The sequence below is a fragment of the Gemmatimonadales bacterium genome, assembly GCA_036265815.1.
Classification (GTDB): domain Bacteria; phylum Gemmatimonadota; class Gemmatimonadetes; order Gemmatimonadales; family GWC2-71-9; genus CAVVWJ01.
Window position 1 is genome coordinate 39,668 of sequence record DATAOI010000047.1, and the last position, 19,421, is coordinate 59,088.

A 19,421-nucleotide genomic window follows, 5' to 3' on the forward strand; every position below is an offset into this window, starting at 1 on the left:
GCGGTGGAGACGGCGCTGCCCAAGCTCTCCCACGCGGAGATCCTGCGCTATTCCCGCCATCTCCTCCTTCCAGAAGTCGGGGTGGAGGGTCAGCGGAAGCTCAAGGCCGCGAGAGTGCTCACCATCGGCGCCGGCGGGCTGGGCTCACCGCTCTCACTCTACCTCGCCGCGGCAGGCGTCGGCACCATCGGGATCGTGGACTTCGACGTCGTGGATCTGACCAACCTGCAACGGCAGATCGTGCACGGCACCTCCACGCTCGGTCACTCGAAGCTGGAGTCCGCCAAGGCCCGACTCACCGATCTCAATCCCAATGTCTCGGTGGAGACCCACGAAGCCCGGCTCACGTCGGAGAACGCGCTCGACCTGTTCAGGGAATACGACATCGTGGTCGACGGGACCGACAACTTCCCCACCCGCTATCTGGTCAACGACGCCTGCGTGCTGCTGGGCAAGCCCAACGTCTATGGCAGCATCTTCCGGTTCGAGGGGCAGGCCTCCCTGTTCTACGCCAAGGAAGGTCCCTGCTACCGGTGCCTCTACTCCGAGCCGCCGCCGCCGGGACTGGTGCCTAGCTGCGCCGAAGGCGGTGTCCTGGGGGTCCTGCCCGGCATCATCGGCAGCATCCAGGCCCTGGAGACGATCAAGTGGATCATCGGCGCCGGCAACACGCTTATCGGCCGCCTGGTCCTGTTCGACGCGCTCAAGCTCCGTTTCCGGGAGCTCAAGCTGCGGAAGGATCCCAACTGCCCGATCTGCGGAGACCGCCCGACCATCCACGAGCTGATCGACTATCAGGCTTTCTGCGGAATCGGGGCGGAGCCGGATTACACCGGACTGGAGATCTCGGTCGAGGAGTTCGCCCGCGAGCGGGAGGCCAAGGGGGACGAGCTGGTCCTGATCGATGTCCGCGAGCCCCACGAGTGGGAGATCAGCCACATCGAGGGCGCCCGGCTCATTCCGCTGAGCCAGCTTCCCGACCGCCTGGGCGAGTTGGACGGACATGCCGAGATCGTCACCCAGTGCCATCACGGTGCACGGTCGATGAAGGCGCTGGAGATCCTGCGGGGCGCCGGCTTCGGCAAGGTGCGGAACCTGGCCGGGGGCATCGACGCATGGGCCGAGCGGATCGAGCCGGGGATGGCAAGGTACTAGGGAGGGTGGCAAGGGCGGCAAGGACGGTAAAGACGGCAAGGACGGCAGGGAGCGAACGTACACACGGAGCGAACGCACAAAAACGAGAGGAGGGCGGGCCGTGGTGAGACGACCTCCCGTCCTCTCGTTTCTTCCTTGCCGTCCTTGCCGCCCTTCCCCCATGCCGAAGGCGGGACTCGAACCCGCACGGGCTTGCGCCCACTGCGCCCTGAACGCAGCGCGTCTACCAGTTCCACCACTTCGGCGAGGGCGCAAAGCTAGCGCGCCGCAGGAGCAGAATCAACCCACATCCGACCCCCTCAAAGGTTGTGGGCTTCCGGAAACGAGACGTGATATCTCGATATCGGAAGCCGGCCTCCGGGAGCGATCACGGCTGAGCCAGTCCTAGCCAGGTCCTCATCGGGTTGACCCTCCCGAAGTGGTGGCCTATCCTTTGCTTAGGAATGGCGACGTGACCCGCGAGACTCCCCCACCCGATGAGCGCAGGCAGTCGGTCGCCCGGAACCCGAAGGCGACCCACGACTACCACATTCTCGAGACGTGGGAGTCGGGGATCGTGCTGACCGGGACCGAGGTCAAGTCGCTCCGCAATGGGAAGGCCTCCATCAAGGAGGCCTACGCCAGAGTGCGGAGGGGCGAGGTGTTCCTGGAGGGCATGAACATCACTCCGTACGAGCAGGGCAATCGCTACAATCACGATCCGGTCCGGTCCCGCAAGCTCCTCCTCCATCGCCGGGAGATCGAGAAGCTCATCGGCGCGGTGGAGCAGCGGGGACTGACCCTGGTGCCGCTCGAGCTCTACTTCAAGAATGGACGCGCCAAGGTGGTCCTCGCTCTCGGCCGGGGCAAGAAGCAGCACGACAAGCGCGAGGACCTCAAGCGGCGGGCAGAGGAGCGGGAGATGGCGCGGGCGGTCTCGGTTCGGGGCCGCCGATGATCGCCACGCTTGGCCTCTTCGCCGTCCTGCTCGGTAGCACGGTTCCCCGTGAGGTGACGGTGAGTGGCACCCGGGGAGACACCCGAGTGCCGGTCAGTCTGGACGCCTCCGGCGCGCCCGTGCTCTCGGCAGCCCGGCTGCTGACCGCGTTGAGCGGCACCGTCCGGATCGACAGCGGATGGGCCGAAGTGACGGTGGCGCACCAGCCGTTCCGATTCCTGGTGGGGGCGCCGCTGTTCGTGTTCAGCAGCCAGCTCCGCCCCCTGGCCGGGCCGGCGTCGCTTTCCCGGGACAGCCTGTTCCTTCCCTTTCAATTTGTCGCCGAGATTCTGCCGTACTATTTGGGAGAGCGGTACCGCTACGATGGTCGCACCGGCCGGCTCCGGGATCTCGGCGCGCCGGCGCCCGCGGCGCCGGCGCGGACGGCCGTGGCCCGCATGAGCAACGGACTCCACCCGGGTCACGTCGTCACTATCGACCCCGGACATGGGGGTGTCGATCCGGGCAACCCCGGCGTCTTCTTCCCCCGGGGCACCCGAGAAAAGGATGTGACCCTCCAGGTGGGCCTGCTGCTGCGCGAGGAGCTACGCCGGCGCGGCATCGGCGTCATCATGACCCGCACCACCGACACCCTGATCGCCTTGGGAGACCGGGGCGGCTACTGCAGCGAGGCCTGCGACGTGTTCGTCAGCCTCCACGTGAACTCGCTGGCGCGCCGGCCCGGCTATACCGACGTGCGCGGCTACGAGACCTTCTTCCTGGCCGAAGCCAAGACCGAGGACGCCGCCCGGGTGGCCAAGATGGAGAACGATGCCGTGCGCTTCGAGGCCGACCCGAGTGAGATCGGTACGGTCGGCGGCCTCGACTTCATTCTCAAGGACCTGCAGCAGAACGAGCATCTCCGCGAATCCGCTCGGATGGCCGAGCTGGTACAGCGCGGGCTCGGCACCGTGCACACCGGTGAAAGCCGGGGGGTCAAGCAGGCTGGGTTCATGGTCCTGACCACCGCACGTCGGCCCGCCATTCTGGTCGAGATGGGATACAGCACCAATCCCCAGGACGGGCGCTTCCTGACGGCGCGCTCCAGCCAGAAGGCCCTCGCGTCGGCCGTGGCCGATGCCATCGTCGAGTACCTGCACGAATACGAGCGAAAGACGGAGACCTCGGCCGACTCGGGGACCCGCCGATGAGGTCGCTATCGAAGTGCTGTGGCCTGCTGGCCGTTCTGCTGCTGGGCGGCTGCGTCTACTACAACGGGATGTATAACGCCAATCGGCTGGCCCGCTCGGCTCGAAAAGCCGAGCGCGACGGGCGCACCTTCGAAGCCACCAACCTCTGGGGCCAGGTGGTCATCCGCGCCGAGTCGGTCTCGGTCCGCCACCCGGACAGCAAGTACGCCAACCAGGCGGCCGTCTTGCGCGGCGTGGCCCTCGCCCGATTGGGCCAGTGCGGCCCGGCCGTTTCTCCGCTGGGTCATGCGGCCCTGCTTGCCCCGGGAACCCAGCTGGCCGAAGAGGGAATCCTCGCGCTCGGGCGCTGCACTCTGGAGGCGGGTGATGCCAACGCGGCCGATCTGGCGTTCATCCGCGTGATCGACAGCCGGGATCCGGTGCGGAGGCGGGAGGCCCGTCTGCAGCATGCCCGGGTGCTCCGGCTGGCGGGCCGCTATCAGGAGGCCGTGACGCTCTTCCAGGAGTCCGCCGACCCTCGGGCGCAGGAAGACCTGTTCCTCGCGCTGGCGGGCGCGGGCCGCAAGGCCGAGGCGTTTGCAGTGGTCGATACGCTGATCTCGCGGGCCGATTCGACCCGGTCCTGGGATGACTTGGTGGCGGCCCTGGCAGGACAGAGTCCTGGAGATGCTTCGAGGCTGGTCGACCGGCTGATCGAGAAACGGCCACCCGCGCCGGAGTTGCGGGCGCGCTGGCTGCTGGATGATGCCGAGCGACTCACCCTCACCGACTCCGCCCGAGCTACTCGGCGCCTGCAGGAGGCCGTCCAGGTTGGCGGCAACACGGTGGATGCCCGCCGAGCCAGGCTGCGGCTGATGCGGCGCTCGCTCGCGCGGGTCCGGTCCGCGGCCGAGCTCGGACCAGTGAGTGACTCGCTCCAAGCGCTGAGCCAGAGCAGTGGTCTGGCTGTAGAGGAGGCCGCCCCGCTTCACCTTGCCGTCGATCGCGTTCGTGGCGTGGCGGACTCCGCCGATGTTGCCGCTCCCCAAGAGGACCTGCGCCTCTTCCTGGTGGCCGAGGTCGCCCGGGACTCGCTCGGGGCACCGATGCTCGCCGCGACTCTCTTCCGCCGCATTGTGGAGGGCGTGCCCAACTCGCCCTACGCTCCGAAGGCGCTCCTGGCGGCGCAGCAGCTGGACTCGTCCTGGGCCGACACCGCGCGCACGCTTCTCTCCGAGCGCTACGCCGCCAGTCCGTACGCCGCACTGGTCCGAGGCGAGGAAGCGCCGGCCTACCAACTGCTGGAAGACTCGCTCCGCAGCTTCGCGGCCGCTGAGGCTGCCCCTCGTCGCACCGGCCAGGTCCGGGGTCGGCAGCCGGGCGGCGAACAGGCGCCCTCGGTGACACCGCAGCGGCGGCCGGGCGCCCTCGACAGCGTGGCCACTCCGGGCCGGCCGGGGCGGCCGCGCCGGCCCGAGCCGTGACGGTCGCCGCCGGCGATCTTTCCCGGACGCTGCTCGGCCGCCGCTTTCAGAATCCGATCATTCTCGCCGCCGGTACGGCCGGCTTCGGCCGCGAGCTGGATGGCGTCCTCGATCTCGACCGACTCGGTGGCCTGGTCACCAAGGCGGTCTCGCTCGAGCCTCGGCACGGCAACCCTCCTCCCCGGGTGGCGGAGTTCCGGGGCGGGATGCTCAACTCTGTCGGTCTGGCGAATCCCGGGCTGGAGCGGGTCCGCTCGGAGCACCTCCCGTGGCTCGCGTCGCGCCTGTCGCGAGCCCAGGTGCTGGTCAACGTGGTGGGCTTCACCGTCGAAGAGTACGCGGCCGTGGTGAGCGGACTCGACGGCGCGCCCGGGCTGTCCGGGTTCGAGCTGAATCTGTCGTGTCCCAATACCAGCGCGGGCGGCATCGAGTTCGGGGCAGACCCGCAGTGTGTCCGCCGCATCGTCGCCCTCTGCCGCACGCGCACCGAGTTACCCCTCGTGGCCAAGCTGTCGCCCGTCCTGCCCGACATTCCGGCGATGGCGCTGGTGGCCCGGGACGCCGGGGCAGACGCGGTCTCGGTGGTGAACACCATTCCCGGCCTCCTCCTTGCAGGGGACGGGGCGCGCCGCCTGGGGAACGGGTACGGAGGAGTCAGCGGCCCGGTACTGCTGCCGGTCGGCCTTCTCGCGGTGGCGCGGGTGGTGGAGCGGACCGATGGTATGCCGGTAATCGGAGTGGGCGGCGTCCGCTCGGCGGCCGACGTCAGGCAGTACCTCGGCGTGGGCGCGTCACTGGTGGGGTTGGGCACCGCCGCCTTGGCCGATCCTCGACTCCCGGAACGGATCCTCGCAGAGCTGGAGCGTCATGATGGCTGAGGTGATCATCGCCCTGGATCTGCCGAGCGGCGCGGAGGCCCTTCGGTTGCTCGATCGGGTGCCGGAAGCCCGGTGGGTCAAGGTCGGGTCCATCCTCATGACGCGGGAGGGTCCCGATCTGGTTCGCACACTGGTGCGGCGCGGGCTCAGTGTCTTTCTGGATCTCAAATGGCACGACATCCCCAACACGGTGAGCGAGGCAGTCGGCGCGGCGCGGGAGCTCGGCGTGGCTCTGGCGACGGTGCATACCCTCGGCGGCGCCAGGATGATGGCGGCGGCGGTCGCAAGCGCCGGAGCCGATCTCAAGTTGATCGGCGTCACGGTGCTCACCTCCCATGACGCGACATCGTACGCACGAGCGATCGGCCGGCCCGAGATGGACCTCCTGGCGGAGGTGGAGCGACAGTCGGTGGAGGCGCTCGAGGCCGGCCTCGCCGGCCTAGTCTGCTCGCCTCGCGAGGTGGCGGCCGTGCGGCACCGCCTGGGACCTCAGGCCTTGATCGTGGTGCCGGGCATCCGCCGAGGCAGCGACCCGGAAGGGGACCAGATTCGGGTGGCCACGGCCGCGGACGCCGTGGCCGCAGGCGCGACCCACCTCGTGATCGGCCGGCCGATCCTGCAGGCCGGCGATGCGGGGGCGGCGTTCCGCGGGTTCGTGGAGGAGGCCCAGTGCGTCGGCTCGTGATCCTGCTCGCGGTACTCCTCCCACTGGTGCTCCAGGCGCAGCAGCGCGGGCTCACCGAGTCGGCGGAACAGGCCCGGAAGGCCTGGCTGGCCCATGATGCCGCGGGCCTGGTGGCCGAGAGCCCCGGGCTGGTCCTGCAGCTTCCGGGCGCCGACCCGTCGACGGCGCTGGGCCCTGCCCAGTCCGCGGCGTTGATCTCGGACTTTCTGGCCGGGGCGCAGGAAGTGGAGATCAACGTCCGGGCGGCGCGCGAGGTGGAGCCGGGGCAGGGCTATGTAGAGCTGCAACGGCAGTACCGGGTGGCCGGGACCCAGGACGTGCGGCTGCAGAGCCTGCTTCTGGGTTACCGGCTGGGGCCAAAGGGGTGGAGGCTGGTGGAGCTGCGCGTCGTGGGGTGAAGGGTAAAGTCCCCGCCTTGCATCACTTCCCGGGCCGTTCTATATTGGACAGCTAGTCCCTAACCGGCCCGGAGAAACTGTGAAGGTTCGTTCGAGCGTGAAGCCGATTTGCGAGCACTGCAAGGTCGTCAAGCGACAGGGCGTGGTCCGCATCATCTGCAAGCGCAATCCCAAGCACAAACAGCGGCAAGGCTGATCATGGCGCGCATCGCGGGCGTGGACCTTCCACGCGAGAAGCGTGTCGAAATCGCCCTGACCTACATTTTCGGGATCGGCCGTCCCACCAGCAGCCGGCTCCTCAGCGAAACCGGTGTGAGCCCCGATACCCGGGTCCGGGACCTCTCGGACAACGAAGTGGCGCGGCTCCGTCAGATCATCGAGCGCTCGGTGAAGGTCGAAGGCGCCCTTCGCACCGAAGTGGCGATGAATATCAAGCGCCTGATGGATATCGGCAGTTACCGGGGCATCCGCCACCGCCGGGGCCTCCCGGTCCGCGGCCAGCGGACCCACACCAACGCGCGCACCAAGAAGGGTCCGCGCCGGGCCATCGCCGGCAAGAAGAAAGTGACCAAGAAGTAAGATGACCGCTCCCGCCCCGGCCAAAGCGCCCAGCGCCAAGCGCGCCAAGAAAGTGGTCGAGTCCGAAGGCATCGCCCACATCGCGGCGACCTTCAACAACCTGCTGATCACCATCACCGACCTCAGGGGCAACACGCTGGCCTGGGGATCGGCCGGGAAGGCCGGCTTCAAGGGCTCCAAGAAGTCCACCCCCTTCGCCGCCACGGTGGCGGCAGAAAATTGCGGCCGCGAGGCGATGAACCTCGGGGTGCGCCGGGTGCACGTCCGGGTCCAGGGGCCGGGGAGCGGGCGCGAGTCCGCCATCCAGGCGCTCGCGTCGGTCGGACTGCGCGTCGTATCCATCCGGGACGTCACGCCGATTCCTCACAACGGGTGCCGTCCCCCGAAGAAGCGGCGGGTCTGAGCCATGTCGAGATACGTCGGACCGAGCTGCCGCCTCTGCCGCCGCGAGGCCACCAAGCTGTTCCTCAAGGGCACCAAGTGTCTCACCGAGAAGTGCCCGGTCGAGCGCCGCGCCTATGCACCCGGCCAGCACGGCCAGAGCGGCGGGCGCCAGCGGAAGGCCTCGGAGTACGCCAAGCAGATGCGGGAGAAGCAGAAAGTGAAGCGGATGTACGGCCTCTCCGAGCGCCAGTTCCGCAACACCTTCGAGGACGTGACCCGCGAGCCGGGGGTGAAGGGCACCAACCTCCTCGTCGCGCTCGAGACCCGGCTGGACAACGTGGTCTACCGGCTGGGCTTCGCGTCCAGCCGCAAGGCCGCGCGCCAGCTGATCACCCATGGGCACGTCGAAGTGAACGGCCACCGGGTCGACATTCCCTCGTACGGCGTCATTCCCGGTGAGGAAGTCCGGGTCGCGGCGCCCAGCCGGGAGAACGTCTCGGTCAAGCTGGCCCAGGAGAGCGCCTCCCGCGGTCAGCCGGTTTCCTGGCTCTCGGTGGACAGCGACAAGGCGGCCGGGCGGCTGCTGGAGCGGCCCACCCGCGATGCCATCCCGATCAATGCGCAAGAACAGCTCATCGTCGAGCTCTACTCGAAGTGACCATGACCATTGACCTGACCGGGTTGGTTCGTCCCCATCTCGTCGAGATGACGAAGCGGGACGACAACCCCAATGCCGCCGAGTTCCGCCTGCAGCCGCTGGAGCGGGGCTTCGGCTACACGCTGGGCAATTCGTTGCGCCGGCTCCTGCTCTCGAGCCTTCGCGGCAGCGCCGTCTGGGGCTTCCGGCTGGACGGCGTCGTACACGAGCACCAGACCGTCCAGGGCGTGCTGGAGGACGTGCACCAAGTGGTGCAGCGGCTCAAGGCGTTGACCCTGGTGCTCGCCGAAGAGGTGGACGAGGCCGTGCTCCACATCCGCCGGGAAGGCGCCGGCCCGGTGTACGCGCGCGACATCCAGGAGCATGGGTCGGTCACCGTGAAGAATCCCGAGCACCTGCTGTTCACCCTCCAGGACGACCGCGAGGTCAGCATGGAGCTGTACGTGAACAAGGGCCGGGGCTATGTGGAAGCGGAGATGCATCCCGCCGACCGGTCGCTTCCGGTCGACCTGGTCCGCATCGACGCCATCTACAATCCGGTTCGCCGGGCCAACTTCTCGGTGGCCGAGACCCGCGTCGGTCAGCGCACCGACTACGACCGGCTCACCGTGTCGGTCGAGACCAACGGGACCATCACCCCGGAAGACGCGATCGCCTACGCGGCCGCGCTGGCCCAGGTGCATTTCCAGTATTTCGTCGACTTCGGCAAGGTGCCCACCATGCGCGATGGCGGGGCCGGCGCCGCCGTGGCTGGCGGGGCCAACCTCCGGCAGCGCCTGGGCCGGCCGATCGACGACTTCGGCCTCTCGGTGCGGTCGCTCAACTCGCTCAAGAACTCGAACATCCGCACCCTCAAAGATCTGGTCGAGTTCTCCGAGGACGACCTGCTCAAGGTCAAGAACGTGGGCGAGAAGGCCCTGGGCGAGATCGCCGAGCTGCTGCAGCGGGAAGGGCTCAACTTCGGCATGGCGTTCGAGGAGACCGACGGGGAGCTGCGCGTGCTGCGCCCCGGCGTGCCCCCCATGGCACAGCCGTCGGCCGGGGCAGGAGAGGTGTTCTGATGCGGCACCGGGCCAAGGGTCGCCAGCTCTCCCGCACCTCGACCCATCGGCGCGCCATGCTCAACAACATGGCCACCAGTCTGTTCGACCACGGCCGGGTGATCACCACCGAGGCCAAGGCCAAGGAGCTGCGTCCGTTTGCCGAGAAGCTGATCACCCTGGCCCGCCGGGGCGATCTGCACGCCCGGCGGCTGGTTCAGCGGCGGATCAAGGACCGGGAAACCCTGTCCCGGCTCTTCGCCGAGATCGGGCCGCGCTTTGCCGCGCGGCCCGGTGGCTATACCCGGATTCTCAAGCTGGGTCACCGCTCCGGCGACGGCGCGGACATCGCGCGGATCGAGCTGCTCTCCGAGTGACCGGTCCGGCGAGCCACTGGAACGACGAAGGGGACCCTCGGGTCCCCTTTTTTTCGTCAGCTGGCCTTCTTGATTCGGTTACTCTTCAGGCACTGCGTACACACCCGGACCCGCTTGGGTGCGCCATCGACCAATATCCGGACCGTCTGCAGGTTGGGATACCAGCGCCGCTTGGTGCGGTTGTTCGCGTGACTCACGTTGTTGCCGGTGACCGGCCCCTTGGCGCACACGGTACAGACCCGTGCCATAGATCCACCCTCTGAAGTCGCTGACGGGAGCGCACTGATCCAGCTCGGCTTGACCGCATTCGTCGGCTGACCGGGTTCGCTGGAAACCGCTAAACATAGTGAGCCCAAGCTCATGACACAACCTCCCCAGGATGCGTCTCATGCCTAAGGCGCTGATCACCGGTGTGACCGGGCAGGACGGCTCCTACCTCGCCGAGCTGCTGCTGCAGAAGGGGTACGAGGTGGTGGGAGTGGTCCGCCGGACCAGCCACCACAGCTACGAGCGGATCGAGCACCTGCTCGACCGGATCGAGGTGGTCGCCGCGGACCTGCTGGACCAGCATTCCCTCACGGTGGTGCTGCAGGAGTCCCGGCCGGACGAGGTGTACAATCTCGCCGCGCAATCGTACGTGCCCACCTCCTGGAGCCAGCCGGTGCTCACGGGCGAGTTCACCGCGCTCGGAGTCACCCGCATCCTGGAGGCGATCCGTCTGGTTCACCCGGTGGCGCGCTTCTATCAGGCGAGTTCGTCCGAGATGTTCGGCAAGGTGACCCAGACACCGCAGCGGGAGGACACCCCGTTTTATCCGCGCTCTCCCTACGGCGTGGCCAAGGTGTACGGGCACTGGATCACGGTGAACTATCGCGAGTCGTACGGGCTCTACGCCGTGAGCGGGATCCTCTTCAACCACGAGTCGCCCCGGCGGGGGATCGAGTTCGTCACCCGGAAGGTGACCGACGGCGTGGCCCGCATCAAGCTGGGGCTGGCGCGGGAGATCCGGCTGGGCAACCTGGACGCCCGGCGGGATTGGGGCTTTGCCGGAGACTACGTCGAAGCGATGTGGCGGATACTGCAGCGGGAGGGGCCCCAGGACTACGTGGTCGGTACCGGTGAGGCCCACAGCGTTCGGGATCTGGTGGAGGTCGCCTTTGCCCACGTCGGGCTCGACTGGCGGAAGCACGTCGTGAGCGATCCCAAGTACTTCCGCCCCGCCGAGGTGGACGTGCTGATCGCGGACCCCAGCAAAGCCTGCCGTGAGCTCGGCTGGTCCCCGCGGATCGGCTTCGCCGATCTGGTGAAAATGATGGTCGACGCCGATCTCGACCGGCTCAGAGGGAGCCACCGGTCGTGAAGGTTCTGGTCACCGGAGCCGACGGCTTCGTTGGCCGGCATCTGGTGAGGCGGCTGCTGCAGGCGGGGCACCAGGTTGCGGCGGCGTGTCGTCCCGGTGGCCCGGAGGTCGAGTGGACCGAAGCCGGCCCCGCCGGGCCGGCTCCGGAGACGTTCCGGTTGGAGATTACCGACGACGAGTCGGTTCGCTCGGTCCTCGCCTGGCGGCCGGACGCGATCGTCCACCTGGCCGCGGTGGCGTCCAATCGCGAAGCCAGTCACGATCCGGGCGGCGCGTGGCTGGTGAACGCGGCGGGCACCGCACGCCTGATCGCGGGCGCGGCCGCGCTTCGCGAGGCTGGTCTGGCCGACCCGCTGGTGCTGGTGGTCTCCACCGGCGAGGTGTACGGCGTGGCCGAGCCGGTGCCCCGGGTCGAGACCGATCCCCTGCGGCCGCTCTCTCCCTACGCCGCCAGCAAAGCCGGTGCCGAGGCGGCCTCGCTGGCGGAGTGGCGGCGCAGCGGACTCCGGGTGGTGATCGCGCGTCCCTTTCCCCACACTGGAGCGGGACAGAGCGCCCAATACGTCGCGCCCGCGCTGGCGCAACGCCTCCGCGAGGCCCGGCGCACCGGTGCCGCCACGGTCCCGACCGGAAACCTCGACCCAGTGCGCGACCTGCTCGACGTGGGGGACGTGGTCGAGGCATACTCCGCGCTGCTCCGGCTCGGCGTGCCGGGGGAAGCGTACAACATCGCGCGGGGCGAGGGCCTCTCGGTGGCCGAGCTGTTCGAGCGACTCGCCGAGCTTATCGGGGTGCGCGCTCGGCCGGAGCCGGATCCCGTGCTGCGCCGGAGCAGCGACATTCCCCATCTCGTTGGCGATTCGACTAAACTCCGGCGCGCCACGGGGTGGGCGCCCTCGATCTCACTGGAGCAGACTCTGCGGAGACTGGTGGATGCCGAAGCGGACTGACCTGGAAACGATTCTCCTCATCGGCTCGGGCCCCATCGTCATCGGGCAGGGGGCCGAGTTCGACTACTCGGGCACCCAGGCCGTGCGGGCGCTCAAGGAAGAGGGCTATCGCGTCATCCTGGTCAATTCCAATCCAGCCACCATCATGACCGATCCCGAGCTGGCCGACCGGACTTACATCGAGCCGGTGACGCCGGAGTGGGTGGCCAAGGTCATCGAGCGGGAGCGCCCTGATGCTCTGCTTCCCACGATGGGCGGGCAGACCGCGCTCAACGTGGCCATGGCCCTGCAGCGGGACGGCACCCTGGAGAAGTACGGTGTGGAGCTGATCGGCGCCAACGAGCGCGCCATCCGGCTGGCCGAGGACCGCCAGGAGTTCGCCGATGCGATGCGCCGGATCGGGCTGGCCACGCCCCAGGGGCGCACCATCCGGAGCGTGGAGGAGGCGCTGGACGCCGTGGAGGTGACCGGCTACCCGGCCATTCTTCGGCCCTCCTTCACGTTGGGCGGTACCGGTGGCGGCATCGCCTACAATCTGGAGGAGTTCGAGACCTTGGTCCGGCGTGGGCTGGATCTCTCTCCGGTCGGCTCCGTGCTGGTGGAGCGCAGCATCATCGGCTGGAAGGAGTTCGAGCTCGAGGTGATGCGGGACGGCGCGGACAATGTGGTGATCGTCTGCTCGATCGAGAACCTCGATCCGATGGGCGTCCACACCGGCGATTCCATCACCGTGGCTCCGGCGATGACGCTGACCGACCGGGAGTATCAGGTCATGCGCGACGCGTCGATCCGGATCATCCGGGAGGTTGGGGTGGCGGCCGGCGGCTGCAACATCCAGTTCGCCGTCGATCCCGTGACTGGCGAGCAGCTGGTCATCGAGATGAACCCACGGGTGTCTCGCTCCTCGGCACTGGCCTCCAAGGCCACCGGTTTCCCAATCGCGCGGATCGGGACCAAGGTGGCGGTGGGATACCGGCTGGACGAGCTGCCCAACGACATCACCCGCACCACGCCCGCCTCGTTCGAACCGGTGCTGGACTACGTGGTGGTGAAGATCCCCCGCTTCGCCTTCGAGAAGTTCCCCACCGCCGACCCGACGCTCACCACCCAGATGAAATCGGTGGGCGAGGCGATGGCGATCGGACGCACCTTCAAGGAGGCCTTCCAGAAAGGACTCCGTGGACTGGAAGCCGACCGGATCGGGTGGGTGATGGGCGCCGTGCCCGCCGACGACCGGCTCCAGGACGGCAGCCTGGAGACCGTGCTCGCGGCGCTCCGGAGGCCGACACCCGAGCGCATCTTCCAGGTCAAGCGGGCCCTCCAGCTCGGCGCCTCGGTCGAGGCGGTGGCCGAGCGGACCGGAATCGACCCCTGGTTCCTCCACCAGCTCGCCGAGTTGTTAGAGGCGGAGCGCGCGTGGGCCGCATCGGCCCCGGCGGGTGAAGAGGAGGCCCGCTCCGCGCTCCGCCGGATGAAGCGGCTGGGCTTCGCCGACCGCCAGCTCGCCGAGCTCCGCGGGATCAGCGAAGAGGCGGTCCGCACCGAGCGGCACCGCCTGGGGATCCGGCCGGCCTATAAGACCGTGGACACCTGCGCCGGCGAGTTCCCCTCCTCGACACCGTACCTCTACAGCTCCTACGACGAGGAGAACGAGGCCCGCACCAGCGGCGAGCCGACCGTCGTCATCCTCGGCAGCGGGCCCAACCGGATCGGCCAGGGAGTCGAGTTCGACTATTGCTGTGTCCGCGCGGCGATCGCCTTCCGGGAGCTGGGGTACCGCACCGTCATGGTGAACTCCAACCCCGAGACGGTCTCCACCGACTTCGACATCTCCGACGCGCTCTACTTCGAGCCGCTCACGCTGGAGGACGTGCTGGAGATCGTGGCGGTGGAACAGCCGGTCGGCGTGGTGGTCCAATTCGGCGGGCAGACGCCGCTCCGGCTGGCGCGGGGGCTCGAGCGCGAGCGGATCGCCATCCTAGGCACCTCGTCGGAGGCCATCGACCTGGCGGAGGACCGCGGGCGCTTCGAGGCGATCACCCGCGAACTCGGCGTGGCCCAGCCGCCGAGCGGAGTCGCGTTCTCGGTGCAGGAGGCCGTGGGCGTGGCCGCCCGGGTGGGATATCCGGTGCTGGTGCGCCCCTCCTACGTGCTCGGCGGCCGCGCGATGGAAATCGTGTATGACGACGCGTCGCTCCGGAGCTACTTCGAACGGGCGGTGCGGGTCGCGCCCGAGCACCCGGTGCTGATCGACAGCTTCCTGGAAGACGACTTCGAGGCCGATGTCGACGCCATCGCCGACGGCACCCGCTGCGTGATCGGCGGGGTGATGCAGCACATCGAAGACGCCGGCATTCACTCGGGCGACTCGGCCTGCGTGCTGCCGCCGTATCTCATCACCGAGAGCCAGGTGGAGGAGATGCGGCGGCACACCCGGGCCTTCGCCGAGCGGCTCGGTGTGGTGGGTCTTCTCAACGTGCAATATGCCATCAAGCACGGGGTGGTCTACGTGCTGGAGGTGAACCCGCGCGGATCGCGGACGGTGCCGTTCGTCTCCAAGACCACCGGCGTCCCGCTGGCCAGCCTGGCCGCCGCGATCATGACCGGCAAGACGCTCGACGACCTGGGGCTGGTGGACGACGTGCTGCAGCCATACGTCGCGGTGAAGGAGGCGGTCTTTCCCTTCAGCAAGCTCCCCGGGGTGGACCTGATCCTGGGCCCCGAGATGCGCTCGACCGGCGAAGTGATGGGCATCGCCGATTCCTTCGGCATGGCGTTCGCCAAGGCCCAGATCTCCGCCGAGGGCGCCCTTCCCCTGGACGGCGCGGTGTTCGTGACGGTCAACGACCACGACAAAGGCACCGTAGTTCCCATCGCCCGGCGCTTCCACGCCCTCGGATTCCGGGTGCTCGGCACCGAGGGCACCGCGCGCTACCTGCGCGCGCGCGGCATCCCCACCGAGCGGGTGCTGAAGGTGCACGAGGGCCGGCCCAACGCCATCGATCTGCTGGTCTCGGGGCAGATCCAACTCCTCATCAATACGCCGCTGGGAAAGCTCAGCCAGCAGGACGACTACGCCATCCGCCGGGCCGCCCTGCAGCACCGGGTGCCCTACACCACCACACTCTCCGGCGCCTCCGCAGCGTGCGACGCCATCATCGCGCTCCGCAGCCGGGCCGGAGAGGTGCGCTCGCTGCAGGAATGGCACGCGATGGCGCGGGAGATGTCGCCCGAGTGGACCGGATAAGCGCCCGCGATCCAGCCTTTGCCCAGGCGGTGCGCGCGCGGCTTCGGGGCGAGGTGCGAGAGGCGGAGCCGCTGGCCCGGTACTCGACCTACCGGATCGGTGGGCCGGCTACGGTGGTCCTTCCGGCGGGGCCGGAGGACGTGGCGGTCGCGCTCGGGATGGCGCATGCGGCGGGCGTGCCCTGGTTCGCCGTTGGGCTCGGCTCCAACATCCTGCTGCCGGATGAGGGGCTGGACGCGCTGGTGATCCGGCTGGGGAAGGGGCTCGACCACCTCCGCCAGGACGGGGAGCGCTGGGTGGTGGGCGCCGGGCTTCCGGCGCCGCTCGCCGCCCGGCGCACCACGTCCGCGGGATTCGCGGGACTCCACATCTTCGTGGGTGTGCCCGGCACGGCCGGCGGTGGGGTCTACATGAACGCCGGGTGCCACGGCGGCGACTGGGCCGCGGTGGTGGAGCGGGTCACAGTGGTAGACGAGACCGGCCGGGACAGCGTGCTCCAGCGCGCGGAGGTCCCGTTCACCTACCGGCGAAGCGGGCTCGACGGCCGCATCGTGCTGGAGGCAGTGGTCCGGCTCAAGCCCGAGGCGCAGCCGGTGCTGGACGAGCAGATCGCCGAGATGTTCGAGTGGCGTCAGCGAGGCACCCCGTTCAACCAGCCGTGCTGCGGAAGCGTGTTCAAGAATCCGGCCGGACCGAGCTGGGCGCAGCGTGACGGCCCCCGCACTGCCGGCCAGCTGGTCGAGGCCGCGGGGCTCAAGGGCATTCGGGTCGGAGGGGCGCAGGTCTCGCCGATGCACGCCAACTACTTCGTCAATACCGGCAACGCCACCGCCGCCGACGTGCGTGCGCTGATCCAGCAGGCGCAGCGAGAGGTCGAGCATGCCTTCGGCGTGCGGCTCGAGCCGGAGGTGAAGCTGATCGGGTCCCGAGGTGAGTATCTGAACCCCGAGTAGGCTTGGCTCTTCGGCGACCGTTTACCACCCACAGGTCCACATGCCTGACTACTTCGTCCATGAGTCCTCCTACGTCGACGACGGCGCGGTGATCGGCCGGGGAAGCAAGATCTGGCACTTCTGCCACATCATGCCCGGTGCCGTGATCGGCGAGCGCTGCAACCTGGGCCAGAACGTCGTGGTGATGGGCGGCACCCGCCTGGGCGACAATGTGAAGGTGCAGAACAACGTCTCGATCTACGAGGGGGTCACCCTCGAGGACGACGTGTTCTGCGGTCCGAGCTGCGTGTTCACCAACGTGGTGAATCCCCGAAGTCACGTCTCCCGCAAGTCGGAATACCGGTCCACCCTGGTCCGCCGGGGGGCCTCGATCGGGGCCAACGCCACCATTATCTGTGGGGTGACGCTCGGGGAGTACAGCTTCATCGGCGCTGGCGCCGTGGTCCGGAGCGATGTGCCGGCGTATGCCGTGATGGTCGGCGTGCCCGCCAGGAGAGTCGGGTGGATCTGTCAGTGCGGGCTCACGCTGACCGTCCGGGACGGAGCCGCTTCGTGTCCCGCCTGCGGCGCCGGCTATCGCGAGGAGGGAGGCCTGCTGCGCCAGATTGACCCGCCCGGCGCGTGAGGCTAAGTTACGCGGCTATCGAGGGTTCCGCTTTCTGCTGCGCCCGGCTCGCCGGCTTCGGCCGCGGCACGGGCGCTTTCCACATGGATCGCGCTGGGTCTGCCCGGCGCGGCGTCAACCTGGACTGAAACGTGAACGTACCCCTGCTCGACTTGGTGGCTCAGTACCGCACCATCAAGGACGAAGTGGTCCCGGCGGTCATGGCGGTGATCGAGCGGCAAGGCTTCATCATGGGTCCCGAGGTGGGGCAGCTGGAGGCCGCGGTGGCCCAGCTCTCCCATGTGCGCCACGCCATCGGGTGTGCCAGCGGCACCGACGCCCTCCTGCTGCCGCTCAAGGCGCTGGACCTGGCGCCCGGTGACGAGATTATCACCACTCCGTTCACCTTCTTCGCTACCGCCGGCGCCATCCACAATGCCGGTGGAACGCCGGTCTTCGTCGACATCGACTCGGCCACATTCAATCTGTCGCCCCGCGCGGTTGAGGCGGCGATCACCCCACGCACCCGGGGGATCGTCGTGGTGCACCTCTTCGGCCAGATGGCGGCACTGGAGGAGATCCTTCCCCTGACGGAGCGCCACGGCCTGGCCGTGATCGAGGATGCGGCCCAGTCGATCGGGGCCCGTCGGCGGGTCGAGGGCACCTGGCGCATGGCCGGCGAGCTCGCCACCGTCGGCACCTTCTCCTTTTTCCCCAGCAAGAATCTGGGCGCCTACGGCGACGGCGGCATGATGGTGACCCAGGACGAAGCCATGGCTACCCGGCTCCGCCGGCTGCGGCTCCACGGTGGCGCTCGACAGTATTACCACGACGAGGTGGGGTTCAACAGTCGGCTCGACACCTTGCAGGCGGCCGTGCTGCTGGCCAAGCTGCCGCACCTGGCCGACTGGAGCGCGGCGCGAGCCCGGCATGCGGCCCGGTACACCGAGGCGTTCAGCGGCCATCCCGACGTGTGCCCGCCGCGGACCGACCCGGCCAACGAGCACATCTTCAATCAGTACACCTTGCGAGTACCCCGCCGGGACGAGCTGCTGGCGCATCTCAAGGCCCGCGGCATCGGGCATTCGGTCTACTATCCGCTGGCGCTGCACCTGCAACCCTGCTTCGCTTCTCTGGGATACCAGCGCGGCAGCATCCCGGTGGCCGAAGCCGCCACCGCCGAAGTGGTCTCGCTTCCGGTATTTCCCGAGCTGACTCCGTCACAGCAGGAGGCGGTGATCGAGGCCGTGCTGGAGTTCTACGCGTGAGGATCGGATGAGCGTCGCGCAGGAGTTGATCGAAAAGGCCGAGCGCCGGGATGTCCTGTTCGGCATCGTCGGTCTGGGCTACGTCGGGCTGCCGCTCGCCATGGAGCTGGCCCATGCGGGCTACCGGGTGCTCGGCTTCGACGTGCAGCAGCGGGTGGTGGACGGACTCAACGGCTGCCACTCGCACGTGAAGGATGTGAGCGACGCCCAGCTCCGGGCCGCGGTGAGCGCAGGCCGCTTCAGCGCCACGTGCGACATGTCTCGGATGGGCGAGGCGGACGCGGTCTCGATCTGCGTGCCGACGCCGCTCTCCAAGTTCAAGGACCCGGACGTCAGTTACATCGTCGCCGCCACCGAAGCGGTCAAGCGATCACTCCGCCGGGGGCAGGCGATCATCTTGGAGAGCACGACCTATCCCGGCACGACCCGGGAGATCCTGCTCCCCGCGCTGGAGAGCACCGGGCTTAACGTGGGCGAGGATTTCTTCCTGGCGTTCAGCCCCGAGCGGGTCGACCCGGGCAACCCGGTGTACCTCACCCGCAACACGCCCAAGGTCGTCGGCGGGATCACCGAGGCGTGCCGCCGGGTGGCCGTGGCCCTCTACCAGCCGGCCATCGACGTGCTGGTCCCGGTCTCGACCACCGAGGCGGCCGAGCTGGTGAAGCTGCTGGAGAACACCTTCCGGAGCGTCAATATCGGGCTGGTGAACGAGATGGCCATCGTCTGCGACAAGCTCGGCGTGGATGTCTGGGAGGTGATCGAGGCGGCGGCCACCAAGCCGTTCGGCTTCATGAAATTCCTGCCCGGCCCGGGGCTCGGGGGCCACTGCATTCCGATCGATCCCCATTACCTCGCCTGGAAGATGCGGGGCCTCAACTACAAGACCCGGTTCATCGATCTCGCGGGCGAGCTCAACACCGAGATGCCGCTCTTCTGGGTGCGGAAAGTGGCGGAGACCCTGAACGAGCAGGGCAAGGCGGTGCGGGGGGCGAATGTCCTGGTGCTCGGCGTCGCCTACAAGCCGGACATCGACGACATCCGGGAGAGCCCCGCCCTGGACATCATCCGGCTGCTGGAGGGCCAGGGCGCGCGGGTCTCCTACGCCGACCCCCACGTGCCGGTGTTCTCGGAGGACGGTCATGAGTTCCGCGCCGTTCCCCTGACGCCGGAAACGGTAGCGGCGGCGGATTGCGTGATGGTCGTGACCAACCATTCGGCGGTGGATTACCGGATGATCAAGCGCAACGCGAAGCTGGTGGTGGACACCCGTAACGCTCTACCCAAAGGGGCCTGAC

The 19,421-nt window shown here is 68.5% G+C and carries 21 protein-coding genes and 1 tRNA gene; 20 read left to right on the plus strand and 2 right to left on the minus strand.

Annotated features, from left to right (window positions below):
• Window positions 1-15 precede the first annotated feature (15 nt).
• Window positions 16-1,155, plus strand: a complete 1,140-nt coding sequence (gene moeB, locus VHR41_09855) for a molybdopterin-synthase adenylyltransferase MoeB (GenBank protein ID HEX3234489.1) — start codon at window positions 16-18, stop codon at window positions 1,153-1,155.
• A gap of 161 nt (window positions 1,156-1,316) precedes the next feature.
• Here the strand turns inward: moeB and VHR41_09860 are convergent.
• Window positions 1,317-1,400, minus strand: a tRNA-Leu gene (locus VHR41_09860).
• Window positions 1,401-1,606: 206 nt separating this feature from the next.
• Between VHR41_09860 and smpB the strand changes: the two genes are divergently transcribed.
• The 12 genes from smpB to rplQ all read left to right on the plus strand — a co-directional run bounded on the left by smpB (window position 1,607) and on the right by rplQ (window position 9,744).
• Window positions 1,607-2,092, plus strand: coding sequence for an SsrA-binding protein SmpB (smpB, locus tag VHR41_09865; GenBank protein ID HEX3234490.1), 486 nt, complete (start codon window positions 1,607-1,609; stop codon window positions 2,090-2,092).
• Window positions 2,089-3,282, plus strand: a complete 1,194-nt coding sequence (locus VHR41_09870) for an N-acetylmuramoyl-L-alanine amidase (GenBank protein ID HEX3234491.1) — start codon at window positions 2,089-2,091, stop codon at window positions 3,280-3,282. Before smpB ends, VHR41_09870 begins: the two co-directional genes overlap by 4 nt.
• Window positions 3,279-4,745, plus strand: coding sequence for a hypothetical protein (locus VHR41_09875; protein HEX3234492.1), 1,467 nt, complete (start codon window positions 3,279-3,281; stop codon window positions 4,743-4,745). The genes VHR41_09870 and VHR41_09875 overlap by 4 nt, the downstream gene beginning before the upstream one ends.
• Window positions 4,742-5,623: a dihydroorotate dehydrogenase gene (locus VHR41_09880; GenBank protein HEX3234493.1), complete on the plus strand. Its 882-nt coding sequence runs from the start codon at window positions 4,742-4,744 to the stop codon at window positions 5,621-5,623. The genes VHR41_09875 and VHR41_09880 overlap by 4 nt, the downstream gene beginning before the upstream one ends.
• Window positions 5,613-6,308 (plus strand): orotidine-5'-phosphate decarboxylase, encoded by a 696-nt coding sequence (gene pyrF, locus VHR41_09885; protein HEX3234494.1) that lies wholly within the window; start codon window positions 5,613-5,615, stop codon window positions 6,306-6,308. Before VHR41_09880 ends, pyrF begins: the two co-directional genes overlap by 11 nt.
• A complete protein-coding gene (locus VHR41_09890) occupies window positions 6,293-6,706 on the plus strand; it encodes a hypothetical protein (GenBank protein ID HEX3234495.1) in 414 nt (137 codons plus the stop codon). Before pyrF ends, VHR41_09890 begins: the two co-directional genes overlap by 16 nt.
• A gap of 79 nt (window positions 6,707-6,785) precedes the next feature.
• On the plus strand, window positions 6,786-6,902 hold the full coding sequence (gene rpmJ / locus VHR41_09895; protein ID HEX3234496.1) for a 50S ribosomal protein L36: 117 nt from the start codon (window positions 6,786-6,788) through the stop codon (window positions 6,900-6,902).
• A gap of 2 nt (window positions 6,903-6,904) precedes the next feature.
• On the plus strand, window positions 6,905-7,285 hold the full coding sequence (gene rpsM, locus VHR41_09900) for a 30S ribosomal protein S13 (GenBank protein HEX3234497.1): 381 nt from the start codon (window positions 6,905-6,907) through the stop codon (window positions 7,283-7,285).
• 1 nt (window position 7,286) lies between these two features.
• Window positions 7,287-7,688, plus strand: a complete 402-nt coding sequence (gene rpsK / locus VHR41_09905) for a 30S ribosomal protein S11 (protein HEX3234498.1) — start codon at window positions 7,287-7,289, stop codon at window positions 7,686-7,688.
• 3 nt (window positions 7,689-7,691) lie between these two features.
• Window positions 7,692-8,327 (plus strand): 30S ribosomal protein S4, encoded by a 636-nt coding sequence (gene rpsD / locus VHR41_09910; protein ID HEX3234499.1) that lies wholly within the window; start codon window positions 7,692-7,694, stop codon window positions 8,325-8,327.
• 2 nt (window positions 8,328-8,329) lie between these two features.
• Window positions 8,330-9,388, plus strand: a complete 1,059-nt coding sequence (locus tag VHR41_09915; protein HEX3234500.1) for a DNA-directed RNA polymerase subunit alpha — start codon at window positions 8,330-8,332, stop codon at window positions 9,386-9,388.
• Window positions 9,388-9,744, plus strand: coding sequence for a 50S ribosomal protein L17 (gene rplQ, locus VHR41_09920; GenBank protein ID HEX3234501.1), 357 nt, complete (start codon window positions 9,388-9,390; stop codon window positions 9,742-9,744). Before VHR41_09915 ends, rplQ begins: the two co-directional genes overlap by 1 nt.
• Before the next feature lie 56 nt (window positions 9,745-9,800).
• Here rplQ and rpmB read toward each other — a convergent pair whose 3' ends face one another.
• Window positions 9,801-9,992 carry a 50S ribosomal protein L28 gene (gene rpmB / locus VHR41_09925; protein ID HEX3234502.1) on the minus strand — a complete coding sequence of 64 codons (192 nt, stop codon included), beginning with the start codon at window positions 9,990-9,992 and terminating at the stop codon, window positions 9,801-9,803.
• A 140-nt stretch (window positions 9,993-10,132) separates the two neighbouring features.
• Between rpmB and gmd the strand changes: the two genes are divergently transcribed.
• The 7 genes from gmd to VHR41_09960 all read left to right on the plus strand — a co-directional run bounded on the left by gmd (window position 10,133) and on the right by VHR41_09960 (window position 19,420).
• The gene (gene gmd, locus VHR41_09930) at window positions 10,133-11,104 is read left to right on the plus strand and encodes a GDP-mannose 4,6-dehydratase (protein HEX3234503.1); all 972 of its coding nucleotides are present in this window, start codon (window positions 10,133-10,135) and stop codon (window positions 11,102-11,104) included.
• Window positions 11,101-12,054 carry a GDP-mannose 4,6-dehydratase gene (locus VHR41_09935; protein ID HEX3234504.1) on the plus strand — a complete coding sequence of 318 codons (954 nt, stop codon included), beginning with the start codon at window positions 11,101-11,103 and terminating at the stop codon, window positions 12,052-12,054. Before gmd ends, VHR41_09935 begins: the two co-directional genes overlap by 4 nt.
• Complete coding sequence (carB, locus tag VHR41_09940) at window positions 12,038-15,301, plus strand: carbamoyl-phosphate synthase large subunit (GenBank protein HEX3234505.1); 3,264 nt, start codon at window positions 12,038-12,040, stop codon at window positions 15,299-15,301. Before VHR41_09935 ends, carB begins: the two co-directional genes overlap by 17 nt.
• Window positions 15,256-16,254 carry a UDP-N-acetylmuramate dehydrogenase gene (gene murB, locus VHR41_09945; GenBank protein ID HEX3234506.1) on the plus strand — a complete coding sequence of 333 codons (999 nt, stop codon included), beginning with the start codon at window positions 15,256-15,258 and terminating at the stop codon, window positions 16,252-16,254. Before carB ends, murB begins: the two co-directional genes overlap by 46 nt.
• A 40-nt stretch (window positions 16,255-16,294) precedes the next feature.
• Window positions 16,295-16,879 (plus strand): DapH/DapD/GlmU-related protein, encoded by a 585-nt coding sequence (locus VHR41_09950; protein ID HEX3234507.1) that lies wholly within the window; start codon window positions 16,295-16,297, stop codon window positions 16,877-16,879.
• Window positions 16,880-17,010: 131 nt separating this feature from the next.
• Window positions 17,011-18,126 (plus strand): DegT/DnrJ/EryC1/StrS family aminotransferase, encoded by a 1,116-nt coding sequence (locus tag VHR41_09955; GenBank protein HEX3234508.1) that lies wholly within the window; start codon window positions 17,011-17,013, stop codon window positions 18,124-18,126.
• A 7-nt stretch (window positions 18,127-18,133) separates the two neighbouring features.
• The gene (locus VHR41_09960) at window positions 18,134-19,420 is read left to right on the plus strand and encodes a nucleotide sugar dehydrogenase (protein HEX3234509.1); all 1,287 of its coding nucleotides are present in this window, start codon (window positions 18,134-18,136) and stop codon (window positions 19,418-19,420) included.
• The last annotated feature ends 1 nt before the right edge of the window (window position 19,421 follow it).